Origin of the sequence: Bacillus sp. FJAT-28004, from assembly GCF_001280845.1 — a bacterium.
Lineage (GTDB): Bacteria > Bacillota > Bacilli > Paenibacillales > Paenibacillaceae > Pristimantibacillus.
On sequence record NZ_LGHP01000001.1, the window covers coordinates 509,116 to 534,176 of the forward strand.

A 25,061-nucleotide genomic window follows, 5' to 3' on the forward strand; every position below is an offset into this window, starting at 1 on the left:
AACACCATGTACAGACTGCTTGTTGTTGATGATCTTCCAATTATTGTCGATGGTTTATTTGAGCTGTTCGAGCAGACAGAGCATTTGCAGCTCGAAGTAATGAAAGCTTATTCAGGGGAAGAAGCTTTGGAGGTTTTATCCGAGCATCGCATTGATATCGTCGTTTCCGACATTAAGATGCCGGGAATAGAAGGGATCGAGCTATTGCAGGAAATAAGGGCGCAGTGGCCTGCCTGCAAAGTTATTTTTCTAACCGGCTATAACGATTTCCAATATGCAAGGAACGCCATTACTTACGGTGGTTTTGATTATATTCTGAAAGTAGAAAGCGACGAGAAAATCGTTCAGTCTGTAGAACGAGCCATCGAAAAAATTGAAGAGGAACAGGATCAAGTACAGATGATCACGAGAGCGCAAACCAGTATGAGATTGGCATTGCCCTCGCTGCAAAAAGAGTATATGTGGGGACTCCTTCAGGGCAAGCAAGTAACGGAGGAGCAGTTAGAGCGGGCATTCAAAGAATTAGATATTCGGCTCGATGCTGCAAAGCCGGTTTATTTACTCATTGCAAGGATAGATGCCTGGAAAGAGATGTTTACCACGCCGGATAAAGCATTGCTCACCTATGCGCTGCAAAATATTTGTGACGAGTATTTGTCGGCACAGGTAAAAAGCTATTCCGTTGTATTTGAGCTGTCCAAAGTCGTCTGGATGATTCAACCAAAAACCTCTGATGAGTTTTCTTTTGATTCCAGCAGCATGGACTTTCTTAGAGCCCATCGTTATACGAGCGGTATATTGGAAACGATTCAAGGAACATGCAAGAGGTTGCTGGGAACCACGGTTTCTTTCCTTCTTGGAAGTGAGGTGACCACATGGAATAATCTTTCGGATCGTTTTCATGCGAGCAAATACGGTTTGGTGCAGGGACATGGATTATTTAATGAGGTCATCCTGACTGATAAAGATATTCAGAAAGAAGAGACAGACGATAAAGCCGGCAGCACTCATGATAGCTTTTACCATGCTCGGGTACAATTGCTTATGAGCTGTCTAGAAAATAACCATCGGGAGCAATTCAATAAATTATATGTTGAGCTTACAGCGATATGGAATGTTCCGGGAACGCCCAATGAGCGAAAAATTGAAATGTATCATTCCCTTTCAGCGGTGTTTCTGTACTATATTCATAAAAACCGTGACATTCGGGATTACATGAATACTCAGCTCGATTTGGATAAGTTATATCGGTATGGCGATTCGACTTCATGGACGGAATTGATTCAGTATTATAGACAAATGGCCGACTGTTTTTTCGAATGGAATACGCTGCGAGGCACGCAATTGCCGACAGAGGTTGTTAACAAAGTACATCGCTATATCGAGGAGCATTTATCCACCGATATTTCCTTAACGGCTCTTGCAGATTACGTAAGCTTGAATCCATCGTATTTGTCCAGACTTTATAAGCAAATGACGGGCATAGGATTGTCGAAATATGTAAATGACTACAGGAATTTGGTTGCCAAAGACATGCTTTTGAACACGTCAATGAAAGTAAATGAAATTGCTACTGCGCTAGGATACAATTCAGCGCTTGCCTTTATTCGCTTTTTTAAAAAGCAGAACGAAACGACGCCTCAGGATTTCCGTATGGCAAGGTGCCAGTCGCAAATACAAGGTCAATAAGTGTATACGAATAGTAAACAACGATCTCTGTTTCCTCCCAAACCTTCCCCTTACAATTGAGGTATTGAAGGTTTACAAGAGGAGGAAAAGTTTTGAGGACATTAACAGCCGTATTACTAGGCGCTGGCAGCAGAGGGAGATACATTTATGGACCATATGCAGAGAAATTTCCGAATGAATTAAAAATTGTTGCCGTAGCTGAACCGAATGAAGAGCGTAGAAGAAAGTTTGCAGAGATTCATCAAATCGACCAAGAGCATGTTTATGATAGTTGGGAGAAAGTATTTGAGCAAGGGCGTATAGCAGATGTCATGATCATCTGTACACTCGATCGGATGCATTATATACCGGCGATGAAGGCGATGGAGCTCGGTTATCACGTTATGCTTGAGAAGCCGATGTCTCCTTCCTTGGAGGAATGCATCCAGCTCGAGCAAGCATCACTACGATATAAAAGGCAGCTTGTTGTTACACATGTTCTTCGGTATTCACCATTCTGGTCTGGGATCAAAAAATGTATCGAGGATGGCGAGCTCGGCACGGTAGGTACGATTCAATTAACCGAGAATGTCGGTTATCACCATATGACGCATAGTTATGTGCGCGGCAATTGGCGTAATTCAGAGGAGACGAGTCCAATGATTTTGGCCAAATCCTGTCACGATCTGGATATCATCTCCTGGCTATGGATCAGTCTTGTACAAGCGTTAGCTCGTACGGTTCTTTGCTTCATTTCAGATTGGAGAATGCTCCAGATGGCTCAGCGGAACGCTGCATTGATGGCTGCGCAGTCGAGAAGGAATGTGCTTTCTCAGCGATAAAGATGTATTTGCAGGCGCCGGATCACGCTTGGGCGCGATATATGACGAATGATTTGTCACAAGAGGGTATCTTGAAAGCGCTGAAGGAAGGACCGTTTGGACGTTGTGTATATCGCTGCGATAACAATGTCGTTGACCATCAGGTTGTTAATATGGAATTCGTGAATGGAGCGAACGCATCGTTCATTATGTCTGGACTGACACAGAGTGGTACACGGCGGGTTCAAATTATGGGGACAAAGGGTGAAATTATTGGCGATATGGAGAAGGGTGCTTTTACTTTATATCGTTATACGACTGGAGAGCAGCTTGAGATTCGTTGCAGCGTTCAAGGGGATGGTCACGGAGGCGGCGATGAACGAATGGTGAGCTCGTTCTTGCGAAATGTTTGCCAGTTTGACAGCAATCCTTCCCATGGTTTGACGTCAGCAACGGCGTCTCTGCAAAGCCATCTGATGGCATTTGCAGCGGAGCATTCGAGACTGCATGAGGGTCTTGCAATAAAAATTTCGGATATGCATAAGAAGCAAGAGCTGCCCGCATAAAGGTAAAGAAACATGTTGAAATGTCCCCAAAGCAGATGCTGGCTGCTTTGGGGATCTTTTTTTGCTCATTCAATGCAGGAAGGAATCATTGTGAAATGGGGCAGGTAAACAAATGTATATCAAAGTAATAAGTTGTCTCTTTGAAACAAGGGTGAAGTTTCTTAAAGTTACAGTAAGGACATTGTTACAAGCTTCTACATCGATTGTGATGGAATCTTAGGAAGGAGGAAAGAATCTCGCAATAGGATTGAAGAGAAGCACATCCTATTTCATGTTTAGCTGTTTCTTTAGTCAAAAATAGAAAGGGAGCTATCATTTATGAGATCGAATAAAAGATGGATTGCTATCGCATTGGTTGCTATCATGTTGTTGACACTAGTTCCGGCAGTGCAAGCAGAAGAGGGACAGGGACAGTCGGCGTTCCGGAATCTTGCTGCGGGGCTCGGTTATGAATGGTCGGAAGCGCCGGAAGCCAAGTACCCAGATGATCATAATAAGCTGACAGATGGCATATATGGCAAATTGGATATGTCGGACCCAGCATGGGTAGGGCATGTGAGAAAGATGACGCGAGAGGTTGTATTTGATTTAGGCGAGAAGAAGTCTATCTCGAACATTAAGGCGCGGTTTTTGCAGGATTGGCCAACTAACACCATGCTTGTGCCATTGACGGTCTCGATGTACGTCTCTGACGACAAAGAAAATTGGGGAACGCTTTCACATAATTCCACCAAGCTGCTTTGGGGAGACGGGCCGCCAAGAGATGAGGTGTATGACTGGGATGGAAGCAGAGATGGCATCAAAAGCGGGAATTCTGATGCGGAGATTGCTTATGCCCGCTATGTCAAAGTAACCTTTTCGATGCATACGAGAGCTTGGACTTTCATTGATGAAATCGAAATTTGGGGCGCAGATGGAAAAGTGGAAGGAGCGGAAGAAGTTGCCGCTGAGCAGCCGAGCTACTTAGAGCCGGGAGAAGCAACGGGCGGCATTCGTCATCTTGGATTGCTCTATAACGGACAATATGCGAATGACAAGGGAACTTGGACGAAGGATCGGATTATTCCTAATATCAGTTACGTAGACCTTGCCGGAGAACCCGTGGATTGGCTTTTTGACGGAGTTCTTTATCTTGGACTTACATCGCCGGCCGGAAATGCGTTTGGCGGAGGAGCTACACTCGCGGACTGGAAATGGTATCTGGATAAAACATTTGCGGAAACAGGCGATATGCAGCAGCTAAACGAAGCGGCCATGGAAGTTGGAGGCAAGCTGAATCAGCCTGATCATAAGGTGAAGGTCGTTTTAATGATTCCAGATCCAGGTGAGTATGTGAACGATTTCGGAGATATTGACGGTGATGGTGTATCTGAAAGCTTCAATGCTTCTGAGGTCGGAGAATTGAAAGCGTATGCAAACAGAGAGAAAGCGATACAGTGGTGGTTGAATGAAGCGGAACAAAAATGGGCATCGAAAAATTACTCACATCTTGAGCTTGCCGGCATGTACTGGCTGGAGGAACAAATCAGTACAAGTGCGACAGGGCCGGATTTAATTCGTTCGACGAGTAATAAAGTGCATGATCAGAACTTGAAGCTTTTCTGGATACCGCACTTCTTAGCTTATAAAAGCCATATGTGGAAGGATGTTGGGATAGATGCAGTAACCTTCCAACCAAACTATTTTTTCGAGGAATTGGATGAGGATCGTCTGGAAGACGCCACGAACATAGCTAAGCAGTATGGGATGGGCGTTGAGCTTGAATTTGATGATCGTATGGTGACAGATGGTGTGTTTAGGGAGCGGTTTGTTGATTATTTAAACAGCGGTGTCCAAACCGGTTTTATGCAAGCAGGTTTTAAAGCCTACTACCAAGGTAATAATGCCGTGTTTGATACTGCGGTAAGTTCTGATCCTGCAACACGTATTTTGTACGATTGGCTCTATCAGTTTGTGAATGGAACGTATCAGACGAACAACGCTGCCCCTCCAAAGGCAGAAGTACAAATGAATGGCCAAATCCTTCAAAGCGGAGCAGTCGTTCTTGAAAGAGAGCCCGTTTCCTTTACGTGGAAATTAATCGATGATGATGGAAGCGGACTTAATAAAGTAACGGCTACCTTTAACGGCAAGCCTTACACAGAAGGAACCGTCATTAATCTGGCTGGCAAGCCAGGAAAACATGAGCTTGTCATCACCGTATCAGCAGGCAAATCGGAGAAAACAGCTTATGTGATTGAAGCTGGAACTAATGCTTCCGATTTGAAAACTTTAATTGAGAGCTATAAGGAAACCAAACAAATTACAAATGATGAAGCGGCTCGTTCCCTGAACAATTATTTAGAGATGATGAACCGGTTCGAAGGCAGCGATGAAGCGAAGTTTACTAAGTACTTAAAAGGCTTTAATGCGAAGCTGGACCTTCTGAAAAAAGATCATATTATTACTGATGGGGCTTACAGCACGCTGAAGGAGGACGTTTATTATCTGCTTGGAAATTTGGCGATGAATAAGGCTGCGGAAGCATCAACGGTGGAAGCTTCGAGTCCTAATTATGCCGCTGGAAAAGCTGTTGACGGATTCCCAGCAACAAGATGGGCAAGTGAATTGCTAGATAAGACGTGGTTCCAGATCGATCTCGGTGAAGTGACGGAGATGGATACGATAAGGATTGATTGGGAATATGCTCGCGCAAAAACGTACAAATTACTCGTTTCTGATGATAAGCAAAATTGGACCAATGCGGTAAAGGAAAATAACGGTGTGATTACGGCGGTAGACGGCAAAGAAACGGTTCATTTTGATCCAATCAAGGCTAGATACATTAAATTTGAAGGGATTGACAGAGCGACATTTTACGGATATTCGTTCTATGAATTTGGTGTATATCACTTATCGGGAGCAGAGCCAGTCAAGTCCATTGAAGGCATTAAAACAACGGTAGATGCGGCATCGAAAAAAGTAACTTTAGATGGTCTGGTGATGAACGGCGATCTTGCAAACGTAAGTTTGAAAGTCATCGATCCACAAGGCAAGGTTCATAACGAAGCTCAGACGACGGGTACAGAAGCTGGAAACTTCCAATTCGCATTTACGCTTACAGGTGAATTAGAGGGGACCTATGAGGCGTATCTATCACTAGACGATATGAGCGAACCGGAAAAGATTACTTTTGAGTACAAGAAAGAAATTGAGGTTATTAAGACGATTGAAGGTGTTAAAGCCGGACTAGATACAGCAACAAAAAAAGTAACGATTGATGGGTTAGTAGTGAATGGGGACCAAGCAAACGTAAGTTTGAAGGTGCTTGATCCGCAAGGCAAGGTTCATTATACAGCGGAGACGACGAGTGGAGATGCTGGAAACTTCCAATTCGCATTTACACTGACAGGTGAATTAGAGGGAATCTATGAGGCGTATCTATCATTAGACGATATTGGCGAGCCAAAAAAGATTACTTTTGAGTACAAGAAAGAAATTGAGGTTATTAAGACGATTGAAGGTGTTAAAGCCGGACTAGATGCAGCAACAAAAAAAGTAACGATTGATGGGCTAGTGGTGAATGGGGACCATTCAAAAGTGAGTTTGAAGGTGCTTGATCCACAAGGCAAGGTGCATTACACAGCGGAAACGACGAGTGGAGATGCTGGAAACTTCCAATTCGCATTTACACTTACAGGTGAATTAGAGGGAATCTATGAGGCGTATCTATCACTAGACGATATGAGCGAGCCCAAAAAGATTAATTTCGAGTACAAGAAAGAAACGACTGGCGGAGGAGGGGGCGAAAGTCCGGTAATATCCACTCCTGACTTGTTCCAGCTGCAATCGGATGGTTCGGTTAAAGCAGAAATCAACGCAAAACTTGATCCGAATGGAACGATGGCTGTTGGTGTAGTCAGTGAACAAGACCTGAAGAAGGCGATTGCTAGGGCGAAGGCAGATAAAGATGGGAAGCTAAAGGCTGCTATCGTGCTTAAGAAAAGCGGTGAGGCAGCGAAATATGCTGTGGATCTTCCTACAGCTTTCTTGTCTGAGTATCCTAATTTGCTTATTGAAGTGATTTCTCCTAAAGCAACTGTCTTACTCTCTGGACAGATGCTCGTGAAGTCAGCGGAGCTTGGCAAGGACATACGTTTTGTAATGGGGGAGCGGGATAAGAAATCATTGAGTCAAGACGTGCAGGCACAAGTAGGTGAAAGAACGATTGTCGAGCTGTCGGTGTTAATGGATGGCAAGCCTTATACCTGGACAAATGCAAAGGCACCGATTACCGTTACTGTTCCGTATTTGCTTGCAGATCATGAGACAGCGTCAAAAATCGGTATGCTATTCATTAACGATCAAGGCACAGCTTCAGTCATTGCAGGAGCAGCTTATTCCGCTTCTGACAAGCACATCAGATTCCAAACAGACCGAACGGGCACATATGCAGTATTTTATAAACAGCCAGCAGTGCCATTTACAGATCTCGGCAAGTATTCATGGGCGCAGGAAGCTGTTGAGAAGTTAGCTGCTTTAGGTATCGTGAAGGGAACCTCAAATACAACGTTCAGCCCAGCTGAGCAGGTAAGCAGAGCAGACTTTATCTTAATGCTTGTTAGAGCGCTAGGTTTGAAAACGGAGGCAAGCGGTGCATTCACAGATGTTCAGCCGCAAGATTATTATTACGACGCTGTAGCCATTGCTAAGAAACTAGGTATCGTTACCGGCATGGAAGGCGAGCGATTTGCGCCGAAAGCAAAGATCACAAGGCAAGATATGATGGTGATGGCAGCGCGGGCGCTGAAGGCAGCGGGAGCGGCAGAGATCACGGGAGATATCAAAGCGCTTGATAGCTTTAAGGATGCAGATAAAGTGACTGATTATGCAGCCAGCAGTATAGCGGGAATGATCGAGCAGGGGCTGATTCAAGGCGATGGAGGCATGATCAAACCACGCAACCATACTACCCGTGCGGAAACTGCCGTGTTCCTATACCGACTTCTGAATTTTCTATCAGACAAAGGATAGTCTATGAATGAAGGATGTCTGGAATAAATCAGCGCAATCGAGTTAAAGAAGAGGAGCCCCAAGCTAGGGCTCCTCTTCTTCCTATATACTGGGTTAAACAGGTGCGCGATCTTCTTGTGCGAGCTTCGTATAGTACAGTTTGAAAATGAGATCTTGATTATAGTTTCCGAATCCAGAGCCGAATAAAGTAAAGCCGCCGATATGCTCAGCATCCTCCAAAATTGCAATACGGAACGTCCAGTGACTGTTGCTAATATCAATCTGGTCGAGACTCACGTCTGAGAGCCTAATGCCATCCATGTATGTGCCATCCTTCTTAATAATCAGTCGCTTCAACAAACCGAATTGGTTGACATCATCAAACCACCACGGTGGATTAAGCTTGCCTTTTCCGCCATAATCGGCAGGGCTCGTCCACATTCCAACTTTTACACCATTAAAGAAGAACGTAAGATCCGAAGGCCAGTTCATGTTGGTGAGTGGGGCTTCCGACGAAATTTCCATCGAAATTTCAAGCTCGTCCGGACTTTCGCTCGTTAAAAGGAAGTTAGGAATTTTGTATTCGATATAGCCTTGCGAAAACCATAAAATTTTGGCGTTGACGCGATCTGGATCAAGAAAATAGCGCGGATCATCGAAAATACCGATAACCTTTTCCGTCGTGCAAATGCCGCAAGTAGGAACGATGTTGAGATCGGTATAGTGTCCGATAGAAACTTCAGTTCTTCTTGATTCGCGTTGAACGACGTCCTTGCGTGGAAAAGCGATTTCAAGTCCATCCATGCTAAGCGAGCATACCTTCTGAGCGGCACCGCCTTTGCCAGGCGTCATTTCCGATTTGATAATTCCGGCCTTCTCCAGCTTCTTCACGTGCATCGTCATGATGGCGCTGCTTAAGCCCAAAGCCTCTGCAAGCTCACGAATGTTCATTGATTTTTTGGAGAGTAGGTGAATCATCTGGATACGTACATTACTTGATATAGCCTCAAATATAGGCAGGCTTTGCTCTGATAGCTCGATTTTCAAGGGTTACCTCCGAATTAGAGTTATTATTAATACATATGTGAATGTTTAGTGTAGGCTATAGACTGTAATATACATGAAAAAAGTCGAAATCACAAGGAATATTGCTTAATATAGCCGATGTATGTTATGAAGAAGATAACTAAAATGTAAATTAATTCGCTGTATCGTTTACTTGTGTGTGCAAATTCATTTTTTTGGGGATAAGCTTTATAAAATGTTTATTTTTTGGTAGCATAATTATTAGTAAATGATATAACAAATCAGTTTCGATAAAGAAAGGTGACCTTATTCATGCAAATTGATCTTTCTAATAAAACGGCGTTAATTACAGGAGCTACTGGCGATTTGGGACGGGTTATGGCACGTACGCTCGCAAGCTGCGGCGCTAACATCGTGCTGCATTACAATAATAACGAGGCTAAGGCAAAAGAATTGCAGATGGAAATTACGGCTATGGGAAGAAAAGCTATGATCGTGCAGGCCGATGTAACAAATGAGCAGCATATTAATGAGATGAAGGCTAAGGTGACAGAAAAGCTTGGCCACGTAGACATCGTTGTCGCTAACGCGGTCATCCAGTATCAGTGGACAAGTATTCTTGAACAGCCTATTGCTGATTATGTTAGTCAATTTGAATCCTGCGTTTTGCAAAGCGTCTTTCTAGCCAAAGCTTTTGTGCCGTCAATGATCGAGCGGGGCAGCGGTAGAGTAATTGGCATCAACACCGAGTGCTCGATGCAAAATTTTGCAGGTCAATCTGCTTATACAGCTGGCAAACGCGGGATGGATGGCGTCTATCGCGTATTAGCCAAAGAAGCTGGGGAGCATCAAATTACGGTAAATCAGGTTGCACCGGGATGGACCATCAGTGATCGCGATCGTGCAAGCGGTACTGAGGAAAACCTTGCATACGCACAAAACGTGCCGCTTAAGCGTAGAGGAACGGATCAAGAAATTGCCAATACGGTCGCGTTTCTGGCATCGGACTTGGCTAGCTTCATTACGGGTGCCTATATTCCTGTGAACGGCGGAAATGTCATGCCTGCCATTTAGGATTAGGGAGTTATGAGGAAGGATGAGCTTGAGCTTGAGAAAACGATTGTGGCGCATATGGGCAGCTTTAGGCGGCATGAGAATGGAGGGAAAGCTGTTTATCGTTTTCCTGCTTCTAATCACGCTGCCGTTATCGTTTATAGGCTACATCTCATATAGCAATTACTCGCGTTCAATTGAGGAGAAAACGATTGTTTATTCGACCAAAATGCTTGAAAACATGATGATTCGAGTAGACGATTACATCGAGGATATGATTCGTATATCTTCCATTCCTGCGTACCAGAATGATATTAAACAAAATTTGATTCTCTCGAACAGCTATTACGAGAAAAGGCAGCAAACGTCGATCGATAACAGCAATCAAGTACCTGATGATTTTGATCTGCTGCTCTTAATCCAGCGAGGCATCGAGGGCAATATTTCGTTCATCAATACGATAAAACGAGGCGCCAACTCGGTTTATATTTTTGATCAGTTCGACAATGGGTATTATTCAACGGCAGGCGGCGGCATTCGGCTTAACGTGAAGGAGAGCTATGAGAAATGGCGAGAGCTCATTAATACTTCTGGCGGTGAAGCAAGACTGTTTAGCACGCAAAAATACACGAGCAATTTGCAGAGTATTAAGTATGCGTTTACAGTCGTTCGCAAGGTAATTGATAAATCGCTTAAGCCTATCGGCATGATTGCGGTGGATGCGAATATTAGCGTCATCGAGGATCAAATGAGTGAGCTGGATAAGGTGACAAATGGAAAATCGGTGATCATCGATGAGCTTGGCAATGTTGTTTATGACAGCGACAAGCAGCGAATGGCGACGAACATTATGAATGATCCTACGGTAGCCCAAGCAAAGGGCACCAAAGGAAGCTTTTATTTTGAACGTGACGGCGTTAATCGGTTATATATTTATACAACCTCGCCAAATACGAAATGGAAGGTTATGACCGCCATTCCGGACAGTGAGTTAACGAAGGATGCCGTTGTCATTCGCAACGTAACCTGGATTGCTACGATTATTACGATTATAGTCGCGCTTTTCATATCGGTAGTTTTTTCATTTGCCCTAACGAATCCGCTCCGCAAAATGATGCGATTGATGAAAAACGTGCAGGAGGGTGACTTTAACGTTCAATTCCAAGTTAAATACCGAGATGAGGTGGGTCAGCTTGGCAATCAGTTCAACCGGATGATTGTCCGAATCGACCACCTTATTCAGGACATTTATTTGATGGAAACGAAGAAGAAGGAAGCTGAGCTGCATGCGCTGCAAAGCCAGATTAATCCGCATTTCATGTATAATACGCTCGAGTCTATACGAATGGCTGCTGAGCTTAACGACGATCAGATCGCGGCGGATATGATCGCCATACTCGGGAAGCTGCTGCGGTACAGCATAAGCGATTTGCATGAGGAAGTAACGCTTGAGAACGAAGTTCTGCATATGCGCAACTATGTGGAAATGCTTAATTATCGTTACCCGAACCGATTCCATTTAGAAATTAGTATAACGGATGACATGTGGAAGTATCCCATGATCAAGCTAGTGCTGCAGCCAATTGTCGAAAATGCGATTTATCACGGCATGGATGACAATAAGGCCTCGATGAGAATTGATATGAGCAGCGAGCGCACGCCGCATGGTGTATTGCTTCGCATAAAAGACGATGGGCTTGGCATGGATGAGGATACATTAGATCGTCTAAACGGTTCGCTCGCAGGATCGGAGGAAGCGATCGTAAAGCGCAAATCAGGCGGAATTGGCTTGAAAAATGTAAATGAGCGTATCAAGCTCTCCTACGGAAACGCGTATGGATTGAAGGTGGCCAGTGAACGGGATAAAGGCACCGAGGTTATTTTACAGTTTCCACTATAAAGAGGGAGAGACGCTGAATGAACAAATACATGTGTGTGCTACTGCTCATTGTTCTTTTGTGCGGCATAAGCTTGACGGGGTGTCAGAAGGGCCGAGGCAACAGCACTATGGAAAAGGCGTCCGCTAAGAAAGAGGAGCAAGTTGGCCAAAATGTGACTATTAATGTGATGACCAATCGCGTCGATCTGATTGAGAATGGCGAATTTCAAAAATATGCCGATCAATTTGCACAGCTTAATCCTGGCGTAACGGTGAAATTCGAAGGTTTATCGAATTACGCCAGCGATATTATGCTGCGCCTATCGACGCGCAGCTTAGGCGATGTGCTGCTGCTGCCAAACAATATTAAAAATGAAAACCTGCCTGATTATTTTGAGCCGCTAAGTGACAATTTGTTCGAGCATATTCATTTTGCAGACTTTAAAGCTTATGGTGGTGAACGCTTTGGCATTGCTACCGGCGCTTCAACGACAGGGATTGTATACAATAAGCAAGCTTTCAAAAAGGCGGGAATTACACAAATTCCAACGACCTTGGAGCAGTTTTACGCAGCATGCGAGAAGTTGAAGAAAGCGGGTATCGTGCCTGTCTACCTGAACTATGGTGCTCAGTGGCCGCTCATGACTTGGGGCGAGGATTTAGTGAGCTATATGACGGGTAATGCTGATTATTTGAATAATATGGTTATTATGGACGAGCCATGGACGATAGACAACGCTTGGGGACAGGCGATTTCCATTGTCAAAACATTAATTTCAAAAGGTTATGTGGAAAATCAGCTGCTCACAAATCAATGGGAAACGTCAAAAAAGGAGCTTGCCGACGGTAGAGCCGCCATGTATTTAATGGGAAATTGGGTAATCAATCAGGTCATCGCTGCGGGCGCAAAATCGGAAGATATCGGTTTTTTTCCATTCCCTTATGATAACAGTGAGAAGCGTTTCGCGCCGCTAAGTCCAGATTGGTTTGTTGGCGTAAGCAAATTCAGCGAGAACAAGGAACTCGCCGAGGCGTGGGTCAAATTTTTTGTAAACGAGTCTGGTTATGTTGATGATTCCGGCTTTTTGCCTGTGATTGAGAATAAGCAGCCTTCCTTGCCGCAGTTTCAACAGTTTTTATCGTTCAACATCGAGTTTTTGGAACGAAGGATGCCAAACGACCTCTTGCTTGAAATTGCGAATACCGCTCAAATTGCATTTTGGTCTGGCGATTACATTCAAGAGTGGATTGCCTCTCCTGATTTGCAGAAGGTGTTTACCGAATACAATAGGCGCTGGAAAGAAGCGCGAACCATTACCGAAAGCTAAGGTGAACTACCCATGTCAAAAAAGGTTACGATGCAGCAAATAGCTGATTATTTAAGTGTATCAAAGTTTGTTGTCTCGAAGGCGCTCTCCGGCAAAGGCGGCGTCAGTGAGGCAACACAGGAGCGGGTTATTCAAGCGGCATCGCAGTTAGGTTATTTTACGCAAAAGAATGCCTATGTGAAAACGATGAAGCTCGAGCAGCTTCCCAAAACGCCTGCCGCGGGCAAACAATCGGTGCTCGTGCTAATGCCAAATATCCGCTTCCAAACGAAGGATTCGCTGTATTGGGGAAGAATCCTCGATGGGATTGCCTCGAGATTAGAAGAGTATGGTTATGGCATGGTCATTGTGTCAGAGCAAAGCGTCGATCACTTTCTACATTTCTTGAACCCGAACGGTATATTGGGACTCATCGGCGTTGGAGAAATTTCGACTCCGCTGCTGCTTGAGGTGCATCGCATCGGATTGCCGATGGTGCTCGTAGATCATGAGGATATGCTGATTCCTAGTGATACGGTGTTTACGAACAATTATGATTCAATGTACCGCTTGACCAAACATTTGATTGGCAAGGGACATACACAGCTGTGCTTTATCGGTGATATGAACTATTCGCGAAGCTTTAAGGATCGTTTTCTTGGCTTCCGCAGCGCACTGGAGGAGCAAGTTTTAGTAGAGCCTCGCTTTTCAATGAACAATGATTGTTATCTTCCAGTTGAAGGCTTTGAGCATGAGCAGTTCCAAGAGCCGATAAAGCAGTGGGCAGTCAAAAGACTTAAAGCAAAAACGATGCCAACGGCGCTACTCTGCGCAAATGATATGATCGGTATCGGTGCGATTGACGCTTTGAAGGAGCTTGGTATCGCGGTGCCGGAAGAAGTGTCAGTTACAGGCTACGACAACATTGAAGATTCCTATCGCATGACACCTGCTTTATCGACGGTACATGTACCTAAGGAAGCGCTTGGTAAGCGTGCAGTAGAGAGACTGATTAGCCGAATAACGAATAAGCAAGAGCCAATGGAGAAGCTGCTTGTAGCTGGTGAGATCTTATACCGAGAGTCAACAGCGCAAGTAAAAGCATAACGTAGGGCATATTTTGCTGAATGAGGCTCAACTTGATTAATTGTGTACCATTCGTCATATCAGCGGGGATTTTGAATACAATTAAAAATATATATTGTATATATTATATATACAAATTTCGCGGTATTCGACAAGAAAAGTGGTTAATTTCGTCTGATTTATAGGGATATAGTATTAAATAGGCGTTTTCTTTGGTTCCAAAGAAGGGGAATTCGCTTATTTCGACAAAGATGTAGGTATTGCCTAAAAAGATGCAAGCATATATTATATATTACAAATATTAATATGGAGCTTGGTGATAGCAAATGAATTCAACAGTCCGTACTCCGCTTTACCAGAAAATTCAGGATTATATCCGCGAGTTGATTGCTACGGAGGGTTTGAAAGCGGGGGACCGCATTCCGACCGAAAAAGATCTAATGAAGCTGTTTAACGTCAGTAAAATTACTGTTGTGAATGCGATGGTCGGACTTGCGAACGATGGAATTATTTCCCGAGTGCCAGGCAAAGGTAGTTTCGTCAGCAGCGACGAACCGATAGAAGTAGAAGAAGTGGCGCCGACTGCGCAGGCTATCGGCTTAGAGAGGGTGGTAATCGAGAATAGGACGCGCATTATCGGTCTTGTTATGCCATCTATTTATGATTATTTTGCCATTCGTTTAGTTGAGGGAGTACAAAAGGCACTTCGAGAAAAAGGCTATCGAACTATGATTTTGCTGTCTGATGGCGATGTCGATAAAGAAAAAGAAGCGTTTAAAACACTTAAGGAAATGGGAACGGACGGCTTGCTTGTGTTTCCGGTAGATGAAGAAAATTATAACGAAGAAATATTAAATATGAAGTTCAATGGATACCCCTTTGTACTTATCGATCGTTTTCTGCCAGGTGTAGAAACCAATTATATCGCTGCGGACGGTAGGCTTGGAACAAGTCTTGCAGTCGAATATTTGTGGGATCTTGGTCATCGGGAAATTGCGATTTGTTCGGATTCTCCTTTGCAGACGATCACGGTGCAGGAGCGAATTGAGGGCTATATGGACGCCTTAAAAAACAAAGGTGCGCTCATTAACCCTGCTCATATCATTACTGACTTTCTTGTAACCAGCCTAAAGGATGCGGAGAAGCACCCGTTATACCGCTATATTCGCAATCGAATGGCTACGGCGTATATTACACTTAATGGTAGGCTGGCCGTTCGAATTTATCAAATGGCGCGGCAAGCAGGTTTGCGTGTTCCTGAGGATTTATCGATTATAAGCTTTGATGATCCGACGTCCATCGTAGACGAGTTCAGCATGTTTACCCATATTAATCAGTTTGAGCATGAGATGGGTTATCGTGCGGCAAGCACATTGATTAACATTATTGAAAATGGAGTGGACCCAAACAACAGATATAGCAAAACGCTGCTAAACCCTGAGTTGGTTATCAGCCAAACAACGGGACCGAAACCGATCCAATAATCGAATAAACGTATAAATAGAGGATCTTTTCCGAAAAGGAAAAGATTTTTTTATTTATATATTGAATATATTCAATCTATATATTATATTAGGAGTAAGCCGATCGTTACAAAGCTCGGTTGCAAAGGTCATATATCGAAGTTTTGAATAGATTCACAAGGACGATTTGAAAACGCTAACATAGCGAAGTCGGTAGGCATGTATGGGAGAAAACCTGTATGAAATATAGAACTGGATGAAAAAGGAGACCTACAAATGCCATACGAAAAAGTGAGAACGGAGCAATTGAAGTCTTTGCTGGACCGATTGAAGGAACAAATCTACAAGCCGCTCACGGAATTGAAAGTAACCGCTTGGGTCACTGAGGAACCAGTTTCTTACGAGAATAGGGAATCAGGCCGAAAAATCGAACTAGCTGCGGGAGACCGCTGGGGCAATCTTTGGGACTGTGCTTGGTTTCACTTTAGCGGGAAAGTACCGCCGGAGGCGAAGGGTTCTAAGATCGTGCTGCTTATCGATGTAAATGGCGAGCTTTGTCTGGTAAATGAAGAGGGAACCCCTACTCAGGGGCTTACGAATATCAATTCCGAGTTTGATTATAGTCTTGGCCTTCCTGGCAAGAGAGTTGTGCACATCAGTGAAAACTCGCAAGGGGATGAAGAAATTGATTTGTGGGGCGACGCAGGCTGCAATGACCTGTTTGGCCGGTTCCGAAGCGGTACGTTAAAAGAAGCCCAAGTCGCGATCTGCCGCGAAAATATTCATCAGCTTTATTATGACGCTGAAGTATTGCTGGAGACGGCTGATCGTTTGCCTGAAGGATCAGCGCGCAGAGCACGCATATTTCAATCCTTGTATGAGGCATCCCACATACTGACATCTTTAAGCGACGAAAGAGTTGCCCAAGCATCACAATTGCTGCGGGAGCAGCTCGATAAACGCGGCGGCGATCCGGTACTTACGATTAGCGCTGTCGGCCACGCGCATATGGATTTGGCTTGGCTGTGGCCTATCCGTGAAACGATTCGCAAAGGAGCTCGCACTTTTTCAACGGTGCTGCGGATGATGGAGCGTTACCCTGACTACATCTTCGGAGCAAGTCAGCCTCAGCTTTATGATTGGATGAAAATTCATTATCCGAAGCTGTATGCGAGCATCAAAGAGCGTGTGCAAGAAGGCCGTTGGGAGCTGCAAGGCGCGATGTGGGTTGAATCGGATACGAATGTGCCAAGCGGAGAAGCGCTGATCCGTCAAATCCTTTACGGAAAACGGTATTTCCAAGCAGAGTTCGGTCAGGAGATGAAGTCGCTATGGATGCCGGACGTATTTGGGTACACAGCTAGCTTGCCTCAAATTTTGAAGAAATCAGGCGTGGATTACATGATGACGCAGAAGCTGTCTTGGAGCGTTTACAACCGCCATCCTCATCATACTTTCCACTGGGAAGGAATCGATGGCTCGCGCGTTCTGACCCATATGCCGCCTGAGGATACTTATAACAGTCCGGCCGCGCCTCGTTCAATTGTGAAAGCAGAGAATGAATATATGGACAAAAACGTATCGGAGAATTGTCTCATGTTGTTCGGAATCGGCGATGGTGGAGGCGGTCCTGGCGAGGAGCATCTCGAGAGATTGCAGCGAGAGAAAGATTTACTCGGCCTTAGCCCAGTCATTCAAGAGCCTTCTTCACGGTTTTTCGAGAAGCTCGCAGTCGGCTCTGATCGTTACCAAGTATGGTCCGGAGAGCTTTATCTGGAGCGGCATCAAGGAACGCTTACGAGTCAGGCGCGCAACAAACGATATAACCGAAAGCTTGAGAAAGCACTGCGCGAGCTCGAATACGCGGCCATATTGGCAGAAACGACGAAGGGCAAACCTTATCCTTCGCAGGAGTTGGAAACGATATGGAAAGAAGTGCTGCTCTATCAATTCCATGATATTTTACCGGGCTCCTCTATCAAGCGCGTATACGACGAGTCGTTGGAGCGATACGCTATACTGCTAGGTCGTGTCGAGCAATTAATTGCAGAGGCATACGAAGCGGTTGCGGAATCCGTACCGGGAGAGAAAGGCTCCGATGTTATCTTTAACTCCCTGTCATGGGAGCGTGAGGAATGGACTCAGCAGAATGGCAGTTGGCAGCTGGTTCGTGTTCCTGCTATGGGATATGCTGTGGCAAATGCTGATACGCATGCACTTGTGCTTGCTGAGACGGCAGCTGCTGAAGCGGAAGTTGAAATAGAAGTTATCGCGACACAAGAGTTAGATGCAGCGTACAACCTTTTTCCCGATATGAGGGCATCGGCTATCGACCGGATAATGGAAAATGATTTGTTATCTGTTACGTTCGCGGACGACTTTACCATTGTTTCAATCATCGATAAGGAGCTTGGCAGGGAAATCATTCCGCAGGGTCAGAAGGCGAATGAAATGAGCCTGTATCATGATGAGGGCGACGCATGGGATATTAAACAAGATTACCGCCTCTCGGGGGGAGTGCCGCTTCAGCCTTCCGAATCATCAGCATTTCAAGATGGACCAACGGTAGGATTGCTGCTCGTTTATAAATTCGGTCAGTCAACAATGACACAGAAGGTCATCCTGACTCATGGCAGCCGCCGCATTGATTTCGCTACGGTAGTCGATTGGAAGGAATCTGCCAAAATGCTGCGCACATCTTTCCCAGTCAATATTCGTACGGACAGCGCGAGCTGCGAAATTCAGTTCGGCTACTTGAAACGGCCTACACATCGCAATACGCTGTGGGATTATGCGAAGGATGAAATATGCGCACATCAATGGATTGATCTTTCGGAGTCAGATTATGGGGTCGCGCTGCTTAATGATTGCAAATACGGACATCGTGCTTGGCAAAATGTTCTGGATTTAAATCTTTTGCGCAGTACGTCTTATCCAGATCCGGAAGCCGACCTAGCAGAACATCTCTTTACTTACTCCTTGTATCCGCATAAAGGGGATCATGTTCAGGCGGAGGTTTATAAGCGTGGATATGAGCTTAACGTTCCGCTGCGTTCGGTTCGCATGACCACAAACGACACGGCAAGGAATCTGCCAGCAGCAAAATCATTTTTCAGTGTGGATCATTCAAACGTTATGGTTGAAACGGTCAAACAAGCTGAAGACAGCGACGAACTAATTATCCGTTTATACGAGACAGCAGGAACTCACCTAAAAGCACGACTCATTGCAGATATAAATCCAACGGAAGCATGGCTTACTGATTTGATGGAAGTTCCCATCGATAGAATCTATGCGGAGGAAGGGGCTTTCCACCTAGCCTTTACTCCATTTGAAATAAAAACGATCCGTTTGGCAAGGAGGTAAAACATATGACCGAATCAGTATTGTGGAAACGAATATGGCGGCACAAAGTATTTTATTTGTTCATGCTGCCGGGCATCATCTGGTTTTTCCTTTTCTCCTACGTTCCTCTCTTTGGTATACAAGTTGCTTTTCGTGATTTCATGTTCTCCGGGGGCTTCACTGGAAGCCCCTGGGCAGGATTTAAATACTTTGAGCAGTTTTTCTCCTATTATCAGTCATTCGAAATTATCCGCAATACTATTATTATCAGTCTCTCGAAGCTTCTTATTGGATTTATGATGCCAATCCTATTGGCTATCCTATTAAATGAGGTTCGCAACGTAAAATTCAAGAAAACAGTGCAAACGCTTTCGTATTTACCGTATTTCGTTTCGTGGATCGTCGTTGTCACGCTGATGCAGCGGCTTCTGACTCCATCTGGAGGTCCAATCAACGAATTGCTTGGTGTCTTCGGAGTAGAGCCCATTCAGTTCATGAATAACACGACGTGGTTTTATCAAATTATTATAGGCTCTGACATTTGGAAAAACATTGGTTGGAACTCTATCATTTATATGGCCGCAATCGCCGGTATTGACCAGCAGCTTTATGAAGCGGCCAAGATCGACGGCGCAGGACGTAGACGGCAAATGTGGCATGTGACGCTACCTGGTATCCGCAACATCGCCGTAATTTTGTTCATACTCTCGGTAGGCAGCTTAATGAGCGCTGGCTACGAGCAACTGCTCTTGCTTAGTGGTCCGGCTACCGCAGCAATCGGAAGTGTTCTCGACGTACATGTCATTAGTGCCGGAATAGGCGAGGGCCGATTAAGTTATGCGGCTGCAGTAGGGTTATTCCAAAGTGTTATTGCATTCATTCTTATCGTAACTGTCAACCGAATTGCTCGCAAAGTTAGCGACGTATCCCTGTTTTAAGGAGAGGTTTGATATGGCGAAGCGCCAATTTTCTATATTTAATTTTTTCAATTATATCTTCTTGACGTTATTCGGCTTGTCGATGATCTATCCGTTTATTTACATTCTGGTCTACTCGCTTAACGATGGGAAAGACTCGATGATGGGTGCGCTTTATTTCTTTCCACGTAAATTTACATTTGAAAACTATGTCGAGGTTTTTGAAAATGCCCGGATTTGGCAGGCGTACAAAATTACGCTGCTCCGCACCTTAATCGGTACGTTAGCGCACGTATTGCTTTGCACGCTTATGGCTTACGCGCTTTCCAAAAAATCGCTGCCTGGTCGAACATTTTTTACGTATTACATTTTTTTACCGACGATCTTCAGCGCTGGGTTCATTCCGTATTTCATCACGTTGCAGAAGCTGCATCTAATAAATACTTTTTGGGTGTACGTTATTCCAATGCTGTTCAGCTTCATGCATATCGTCATTCTACGAACGTTCCTGCAAGGTATTCCGGAGGAACTGGAGGAATCAGCTCGTATAGACGGATACGGTGACCTTCAAATTTTTATTAAAATCATTTTGCCGTTATCGGGACCGGTTCTTGCTACAATTTCGTTGTTTATCGGGGTTTCACACTGGAACGATTGGTTCACCGGCACCTATTATGTGTCGGATAAAGATATGATTCCCGTTCAAACACTGCTTCAAGAGTTGTTGAGTGAAGCGGAAGCTCTTTCCTCCTCTATGCAAAGGGCGGCGGAGCAAGGCGGACAGACGGTCAATATGAACATGGCAGGGGCAACGCCGGAATCACTTCGAATGGCACTGCTCGTTATCACGGTATTTCCGATCTTATGTATCTATCCGTTTTTGCAGCGTTATTTCGTCAAAGGCGTTATGATTGGCTCGGTCAAAGGGTAATCGTCCGAAATCAGGACTTTATCATATTTCATTTTATTACAGTTCACGGGAGGGTTTTTATGAAGAACAAAAGAGGGAAAAGCGCTTCGACATTGATCGCAGTAACTCTGATGGCGGTTACACTGTTTGGCTGTAGCGGTAACAACAACGGCGGCGCCGTCAATAAGCCGTCGAACAACACAGAAACTCCAGACAGCGGTAAAGAACAAAAAGAGGTGACACTCAAAGTTCTTCACAACTGGAACGGCTCCAGCGGCAGTGATCAAGATACGACGGCTATCGAGAAAGTAATTAAAGAGAAAACAGGAGTTACGGTTAAATGGGAATATACGAAAGGCAGCGAGGTCGAGAAGTTAAATACTATCTTCGCGACACAGGATTTGCCGGATATTTATACAGGCCCAGCTTGGGGCGGAGAGCTAGATGGCATCATAAAAGCTGCTAAAGAGGATCAATTGGTCGATTTGTCCGATAAGCTCGACAAATATCCGAATCTTGCCAAAGCAATTGAGAAGGACAACGTTCCTCCTGCGCTTTACGAGAAAGCCTTTGATGCTTACGACGGCAAGAAATTTTTGCTTTACCAGAACCACCCGGCAACGCCTGAAGATGCAACAGATTGGCTTTATGGCTTCTACGTCCGCAAGGATATTGCCGAGAAGATCGGTGTAGATCCGCAATCCGTTCGTACGAAGGAAGAACTGCGCAGCTTCCTGCAAAAAATCAAAGACGCTGACCTTAAGGAGAGCGGCTTGCCAATGATCCCGCTTGGAGGATTCCATAACGGCTGGGCTGTTGGTATCGGCAACACGATGTTTTATGGCTCCGGTTATATGCAAAAAGAAGACGGAACGCTGGAGAACAGCTTCTTTAACAAAGCATACGAGGACTACACGCTCTATTATCGTAATCTGATTGCTGATGGTCTACTGGATCTTGAAGCGTTCACACAGACGGATCCAATTGCAAATGAGAAAATTAAGCAAGGCCGCATTGCCGTGCTAGCCGCTCATTATCCAGCAATTCTGGATGCCTCTAAGGATTATGTGAAAGCACATCCAGGTTCTGAGTATGTACCATTAGGTCCATTGGAGCGTGCGGGTGCTGCTGCAGACCGTCCAGCTGACCTTTCGATTCAAGGAAATAACGTAACTGTTATCCCGAAAAAATCGAAAAATGTGGACGCAGCGCTTCGTTTGCTGGATTATCTTGCTTCTGATGAAGGATTCCTACTGGTAAGATACGGCGTTCAAGGCGTTCATTGGGATATGGAAAACGGCAAACCAGTAGCTAAGAAAGAATGGTTTGATAAATTCACAGAAGATACAACAGGCAAGTTGAAGAAAAAAGAAGGCATGGGCATCGGCCTCGAAAGCATGTCAGGCCAAGACCGTATCAATTCGTATGGCGGCGGCGACATTTGGGCAGATCAGTCTCGTCTGGCTGCTATGGAAAATGCCCGCAAAATTCTCCGCCCTAATGGCATAAGCGTAATTTCAGCTTATAACCCAGGCGATGTCTTGATGAAGTCTCCACAATGGGAAATGCTGAAACCGTCTATGGACAAAATCGGCGACGTTTGGAAGGAAGCAATCTACGCGAAATCGGATGAAGCAGCACTCAAGATCATTAATGATCTTCGCGGACAGATGAATAAAACAGGATATGAGGAAGCAATGAAGTATACAAATGAAAACCTGAAAGGCAAGGAAGTTGTTCTATTTGGAATGCCTAACTAAGGGAGGTTTCTCGATTTGAGCAAGGAGTTGCAAGGGAGGTCGGAATGGACCGGCTTCCAGGAATCGAGGCCATATGGCCCGAAGTATGATCTGCGAACCGACTTCGTCATGGTATACGGAATTTCTAATGATCTGCCTGAGCGAATTGAGGGCTGGAGAAAGGCCGGTTATACAATCCATCTGATGACGGGTGTATCCTGGGGGGAGTATCAGGACTACTTGTACGGTCGCTTCGACGGACGAGAGCACTGGGATGAAGCTCAGATGGACCGCAGCGGCAATCATCTGCTTCATGGTAAAGATGTTCCTTATATGGTTCCGACCATTGCTTTCGCTGAGTATTTGGCGTCTCACATTAAACGAGCGATCGATTTCGGAGCAGAAGCAATTCATTTGGAGGAGCCAGAGTTTTGGGCGGCATCCGGTTACTCGGAGGCGTTCAAGCGCGAGTGGTTGAATTATTACGGGGAGGATTGGATTCCTCCCCACTCCTCGCCGGACGCGCAGTATCGGGCTTCTAAGTTGAAGGCGGCCATGTATTACCGGGCGCTTGATCGACTTTGCAGCCAAATGAAGGAGTATTCACTTGTAACCTACGGCAGAACTGTACGTTTCTATGTTCCGACCCATAGCTTGATCAATTATACGCAATGGAGAATTATCAGTCCCGAGGCGCTGCTTGTTTCTATGCCGGGCTGTGACGGCTTCATCGCCCAAATATGGACGGGAACAGCGCGTACACCTAACGTGTATAAGGGACTGCGCCGAGAGCGAACCTTCGAGACCGCATATCTGGAATACGGAATCATGCAGGAGCTTACGAGGGGAACAGGGCGTGAAATGTGGTTTCTTCACGACCCGATTGAAGATAACCCTAGATACAGCTGGAGCGATTATCGCAAAAACTATCGTTCTACCGTGGTTGCTTCCCTGCTGCATCCTGAGGTTAAGCAGTATGAGGTATGTCCATGGCCGCGCCGTGTATTTGAGGGCAGCTATCCAACTGAGGACGGGAAAGGTAAAGAAATGATTCCGGGTGACTACGCGACCGTGCTACTGACGGTAATGAATGTACTGCGTGACATGCACAATCATGAAGAAGTTGTTGGAGAAGACGACTATACTTCTGGAATTGGTCTTTGCTTATCCAACTCTGCGATGTATCAACGAGGAGACGTTGTTAGTGAAGGAGAGCAAGAAGGCGAAGTCGTTAAATATGATGGAACCACCACGACCGAAGCGTTGAGTGATGAGCAAAAGGAGCTTCTTGATTGGTCCGCTTTTTATGGATTAGCGCTTCCGCTCGTCAAGTCAGGCATTCCACTTAGGCCGGTGCAGCTCGACAATATTTTAACCTTTCCGGGGTATTTGGATGGATACAGGGTGCTGCTGCTCAGCTATGAGTTTATGAAGCCGGAGCATCCTGGCATTCATCAAGCGATCGGACAATGGGTGAGGGAGGGCGGCATTCTCATCTATGTCGGTGATGGTATGGATCCATATCACTCCGTACGAGAATGGTGGAACCGCGAGAATAGCCGTCGTTCCTACGCTCGTCCTGAAGAGCATTTATTTGAAGCACTAGGCTTGAACCGCAATCCGGAGGAAGGCGAATATCAGGTAGGCAGTGGTGCTGTGTTATTCTTCAAAGAAAGTCCAGCAGTATTGTCTCGTACCGATGCTGGGGCTGGACTCGTCAAGCGTGCCGTAAGACGGTCGCTTGAAATCCGCGGAGAATCGGTTGAGTACAAGGAAAGCGCCTCTCTTCATATTAGACGCGGACCCTATGTCATTACTCATGTGCTCGACGAGACGGATGCGGAGGGATCAGTTACCCTTCAGGGCTTGTTCGTTGATTTATTTGAACCCAGCTTGCCGGTGATGCATTCGGTGGAAATCAAAGCGGGCGAGGACAGCTTGCTGTTTGATTTGAATTACTCGAACAAGGCGCAAGAGGAATCGAGTATTCTCGTTAGCTCATCTCGTATTCGCGATGAGGTGATGAACGCAAATCAAATCTCGTTCGTATCAGAGTCACCGTCCGACATCACCGTCAGTACGCGCCTTCGTGTACCGGGCGAGCCGCGCAGCGTCACAGCTGGTTCGAGTACTGCTTCATTCGAGTATGACGTGGATTCAGGTACGGTACTTATTCGTTATCCAGGCGTACCTGAAGGAATTGCTGTCAACGTGGAATTATAATACGACTTATTCAAGAAATGCCGGCAGCATACAATTGTTGCCGGCATTTCTATATTTTGAACCTAT

The 25,061-nt window shown here is 45.3% G+C and carries 13 protein-coding genes and 1 pseudogene; 13 read left to right on the forward strand and 1 reads right to left on the reverse strand.

Annotation, left to right across the window (positions count from 1 at the left end; genetic code table 11):
- Positions 1-6: 6 nt before the first annotated feature.
- The 3 genes and pseudogenes from AC787_RS02115 (at position 7) to AC787_RS02125 (ending at position 8,068) form a co-directional block, all read left to right on the forward strand.
- Positions 7-1,689, forward strand: coding sequence for a response regulator transcription factor (locus AC787_RS02115; RefSeq protein WP_054023286.1), 1,683 nt, complete (start codon positions 7-9; stop codon positions 1,687-1,689).
- Positions 1,690-1,781: 92 nt separating this feature from the next.
- Positions 1,782-3,055 (forward strand): annotated as a pseudogene (locus AC787_RS02120) (Gfo/Idh/MocA family protein).
- Between the two features lie 318 nt (positions 3,056-3,373).
- Entirely contained in the window at positions 3,374-8,068 is a 4,695-nt protein-coding gene (locus AC787_RS02125) for a DUF4855 domain-containing protein (protein WP_054023287.1), read from the forward strand.
- A 93-nt stretch (positions 8,069-8,161) separates the two neighbouring features.
- On the opposite strand, the gene AC787_RS02130 is transcribed toward AC787_RS02125, so the two are convergent.
- Positions 8,162-9,094, reverse strand: coding sequence for an ArsR/SmtB family transcription factor (locus tag AC787_RS02130; protein WP_054023288.1), 933 nt, complete (start codon positions 9,092-9,094; stop codon positions 8,162-8,164).
- 291 nt (positions 9,095-9,385) lie between these two features.
- Between AC787_RS02130 and AC787_RS02135 the strand changes: the two genes are divergently transcribed.
- The 10 genes from AC787_RS02135 to AC787_RS02180 all read left to right on the forward strand — a co-directional run bounded on the left by AC787_RS02135 (position 9,386) and on the right by AC787_RS02180 (position 24,995).
- Positions 9,386-10,147, forward strand: a complete 762-nt coding sequence (locus AC787_RS02135) for an SDR family NAD(P)-dependent oxidoreductase (RefSeq protein ID WP_054023289.1) — start codon at positions 9,386-9,388, stop codon at positions 10,145-10,147.
- 34 nt (positions 10,148-10,181) lie between these two features.
- Positions 10,182-12,026, forward strand: coding sequence for a sensor histidine kinase (locus AC787_RS02140; RefSeq protein ID WP_235560880.1), 1,845 nt, complete (start codon positions 10,182-10,184; stop codon positions 12,024-12,026).
- 17 nt (positions 12,027-12,043) lie between these two features.
- Positions 12,044-13,333, forward strand: a complete 1,290-nt coding sequence (locus tag AC787_RS02145) for an ABC transporter substrate-binding protein (protein WP_054023291.1) — start codon at positions 12,044-12,046, stop codon at positions 13,331-13,333.
- A 12-nt stretch (positions 13,334-13,345) separates the two neighbouring features.
- Positions 13,346-14,419: a LacI family DNA-binding transcriptional regulator gene (locus AC787_RS02150; protein WP_054023292.1), complete on the forward strand. Its 1,074-nt coding sequence runs from the start codon at positions 13,346-13,348 to the stop codon at positions 14,417-14,419.
- Positions 14,420-14,724: 305 nt separating this feature from the next.
- Positions 14,725-15,882 (forward strand): LacI family DNA-binding transcriptional regulator, encoded by a 1,158-nt coding sequence (locus AC787_RS02155; RefSeq protein ID WP_054023293.1) that lies wholly within the window; start codon positions 14,725-14,727, stop codon positions 15,880-15,882.
- Between the two features lie 255 nt (positions 15,883-16,137).
- Positions 16,138-19,227 carry an alpha-mannosidase gene (locus AC787_RS02160; RefSeq protein ID WP_054023294.1) on the forward strand — a complete coding sequence of 1,030 codons (3,090 nt, stop codon included), beginning with the start codon at positions 16,138-16,140 and terminating at the stop codon, positions 19,225-19,227.
- Between the two features lie 5 nt (positions 19,228-19,232).
- Complete coding sequence (locus tag AC787_RS02165; protein ID WP_054023295.1) at positions 19,233-20,144, forward strand: ABC transporter permease; 912 nt, start codon at positions 19,233-19,235, stop codon at positions 20,142-20,144.
- Positions 20,145-20,157: 13 nt separating this feature from the next.
- Positions 20,158-21,054 (forward strand): carbohydrate ABC transporter permease, encoded by an 897-nt coding sequence (locus AC787_RS02170; RefSeq protein ID WP_054023296.1) that lies wholly within the window; start codon positions 20,158-20,160, stop codon positions 21,052-21,054.
- Positions 21,055-21,113: 59 nt separating this feature from the next.
- Complete coding sequence (locus tag AC787_RS02175; RefSeq protein WP_235560881.1) at positions 21,114-22,793, forward strand: extracellular solute-binding protein; 1,680 nt, start codon at positions 21,114-21,116, stop codon at positions 22,791-22,793.
- 15 nt (positions 22,794-22,808) lie between these two features.
- The gene (locus AC787_RS02180) at positions 22,809-24,995 is read left to right on the forward strand and encodes a hypothetical protein (protein ID WP_054023297.1); all 2,187 of its coding nucleotides are present in this window, start codon (positions 22,809-22,811) and stop codon (positions 24,993-24,995) included.
- Positions 24,996-25,061 lie beyond the last annotated feature (66 nt).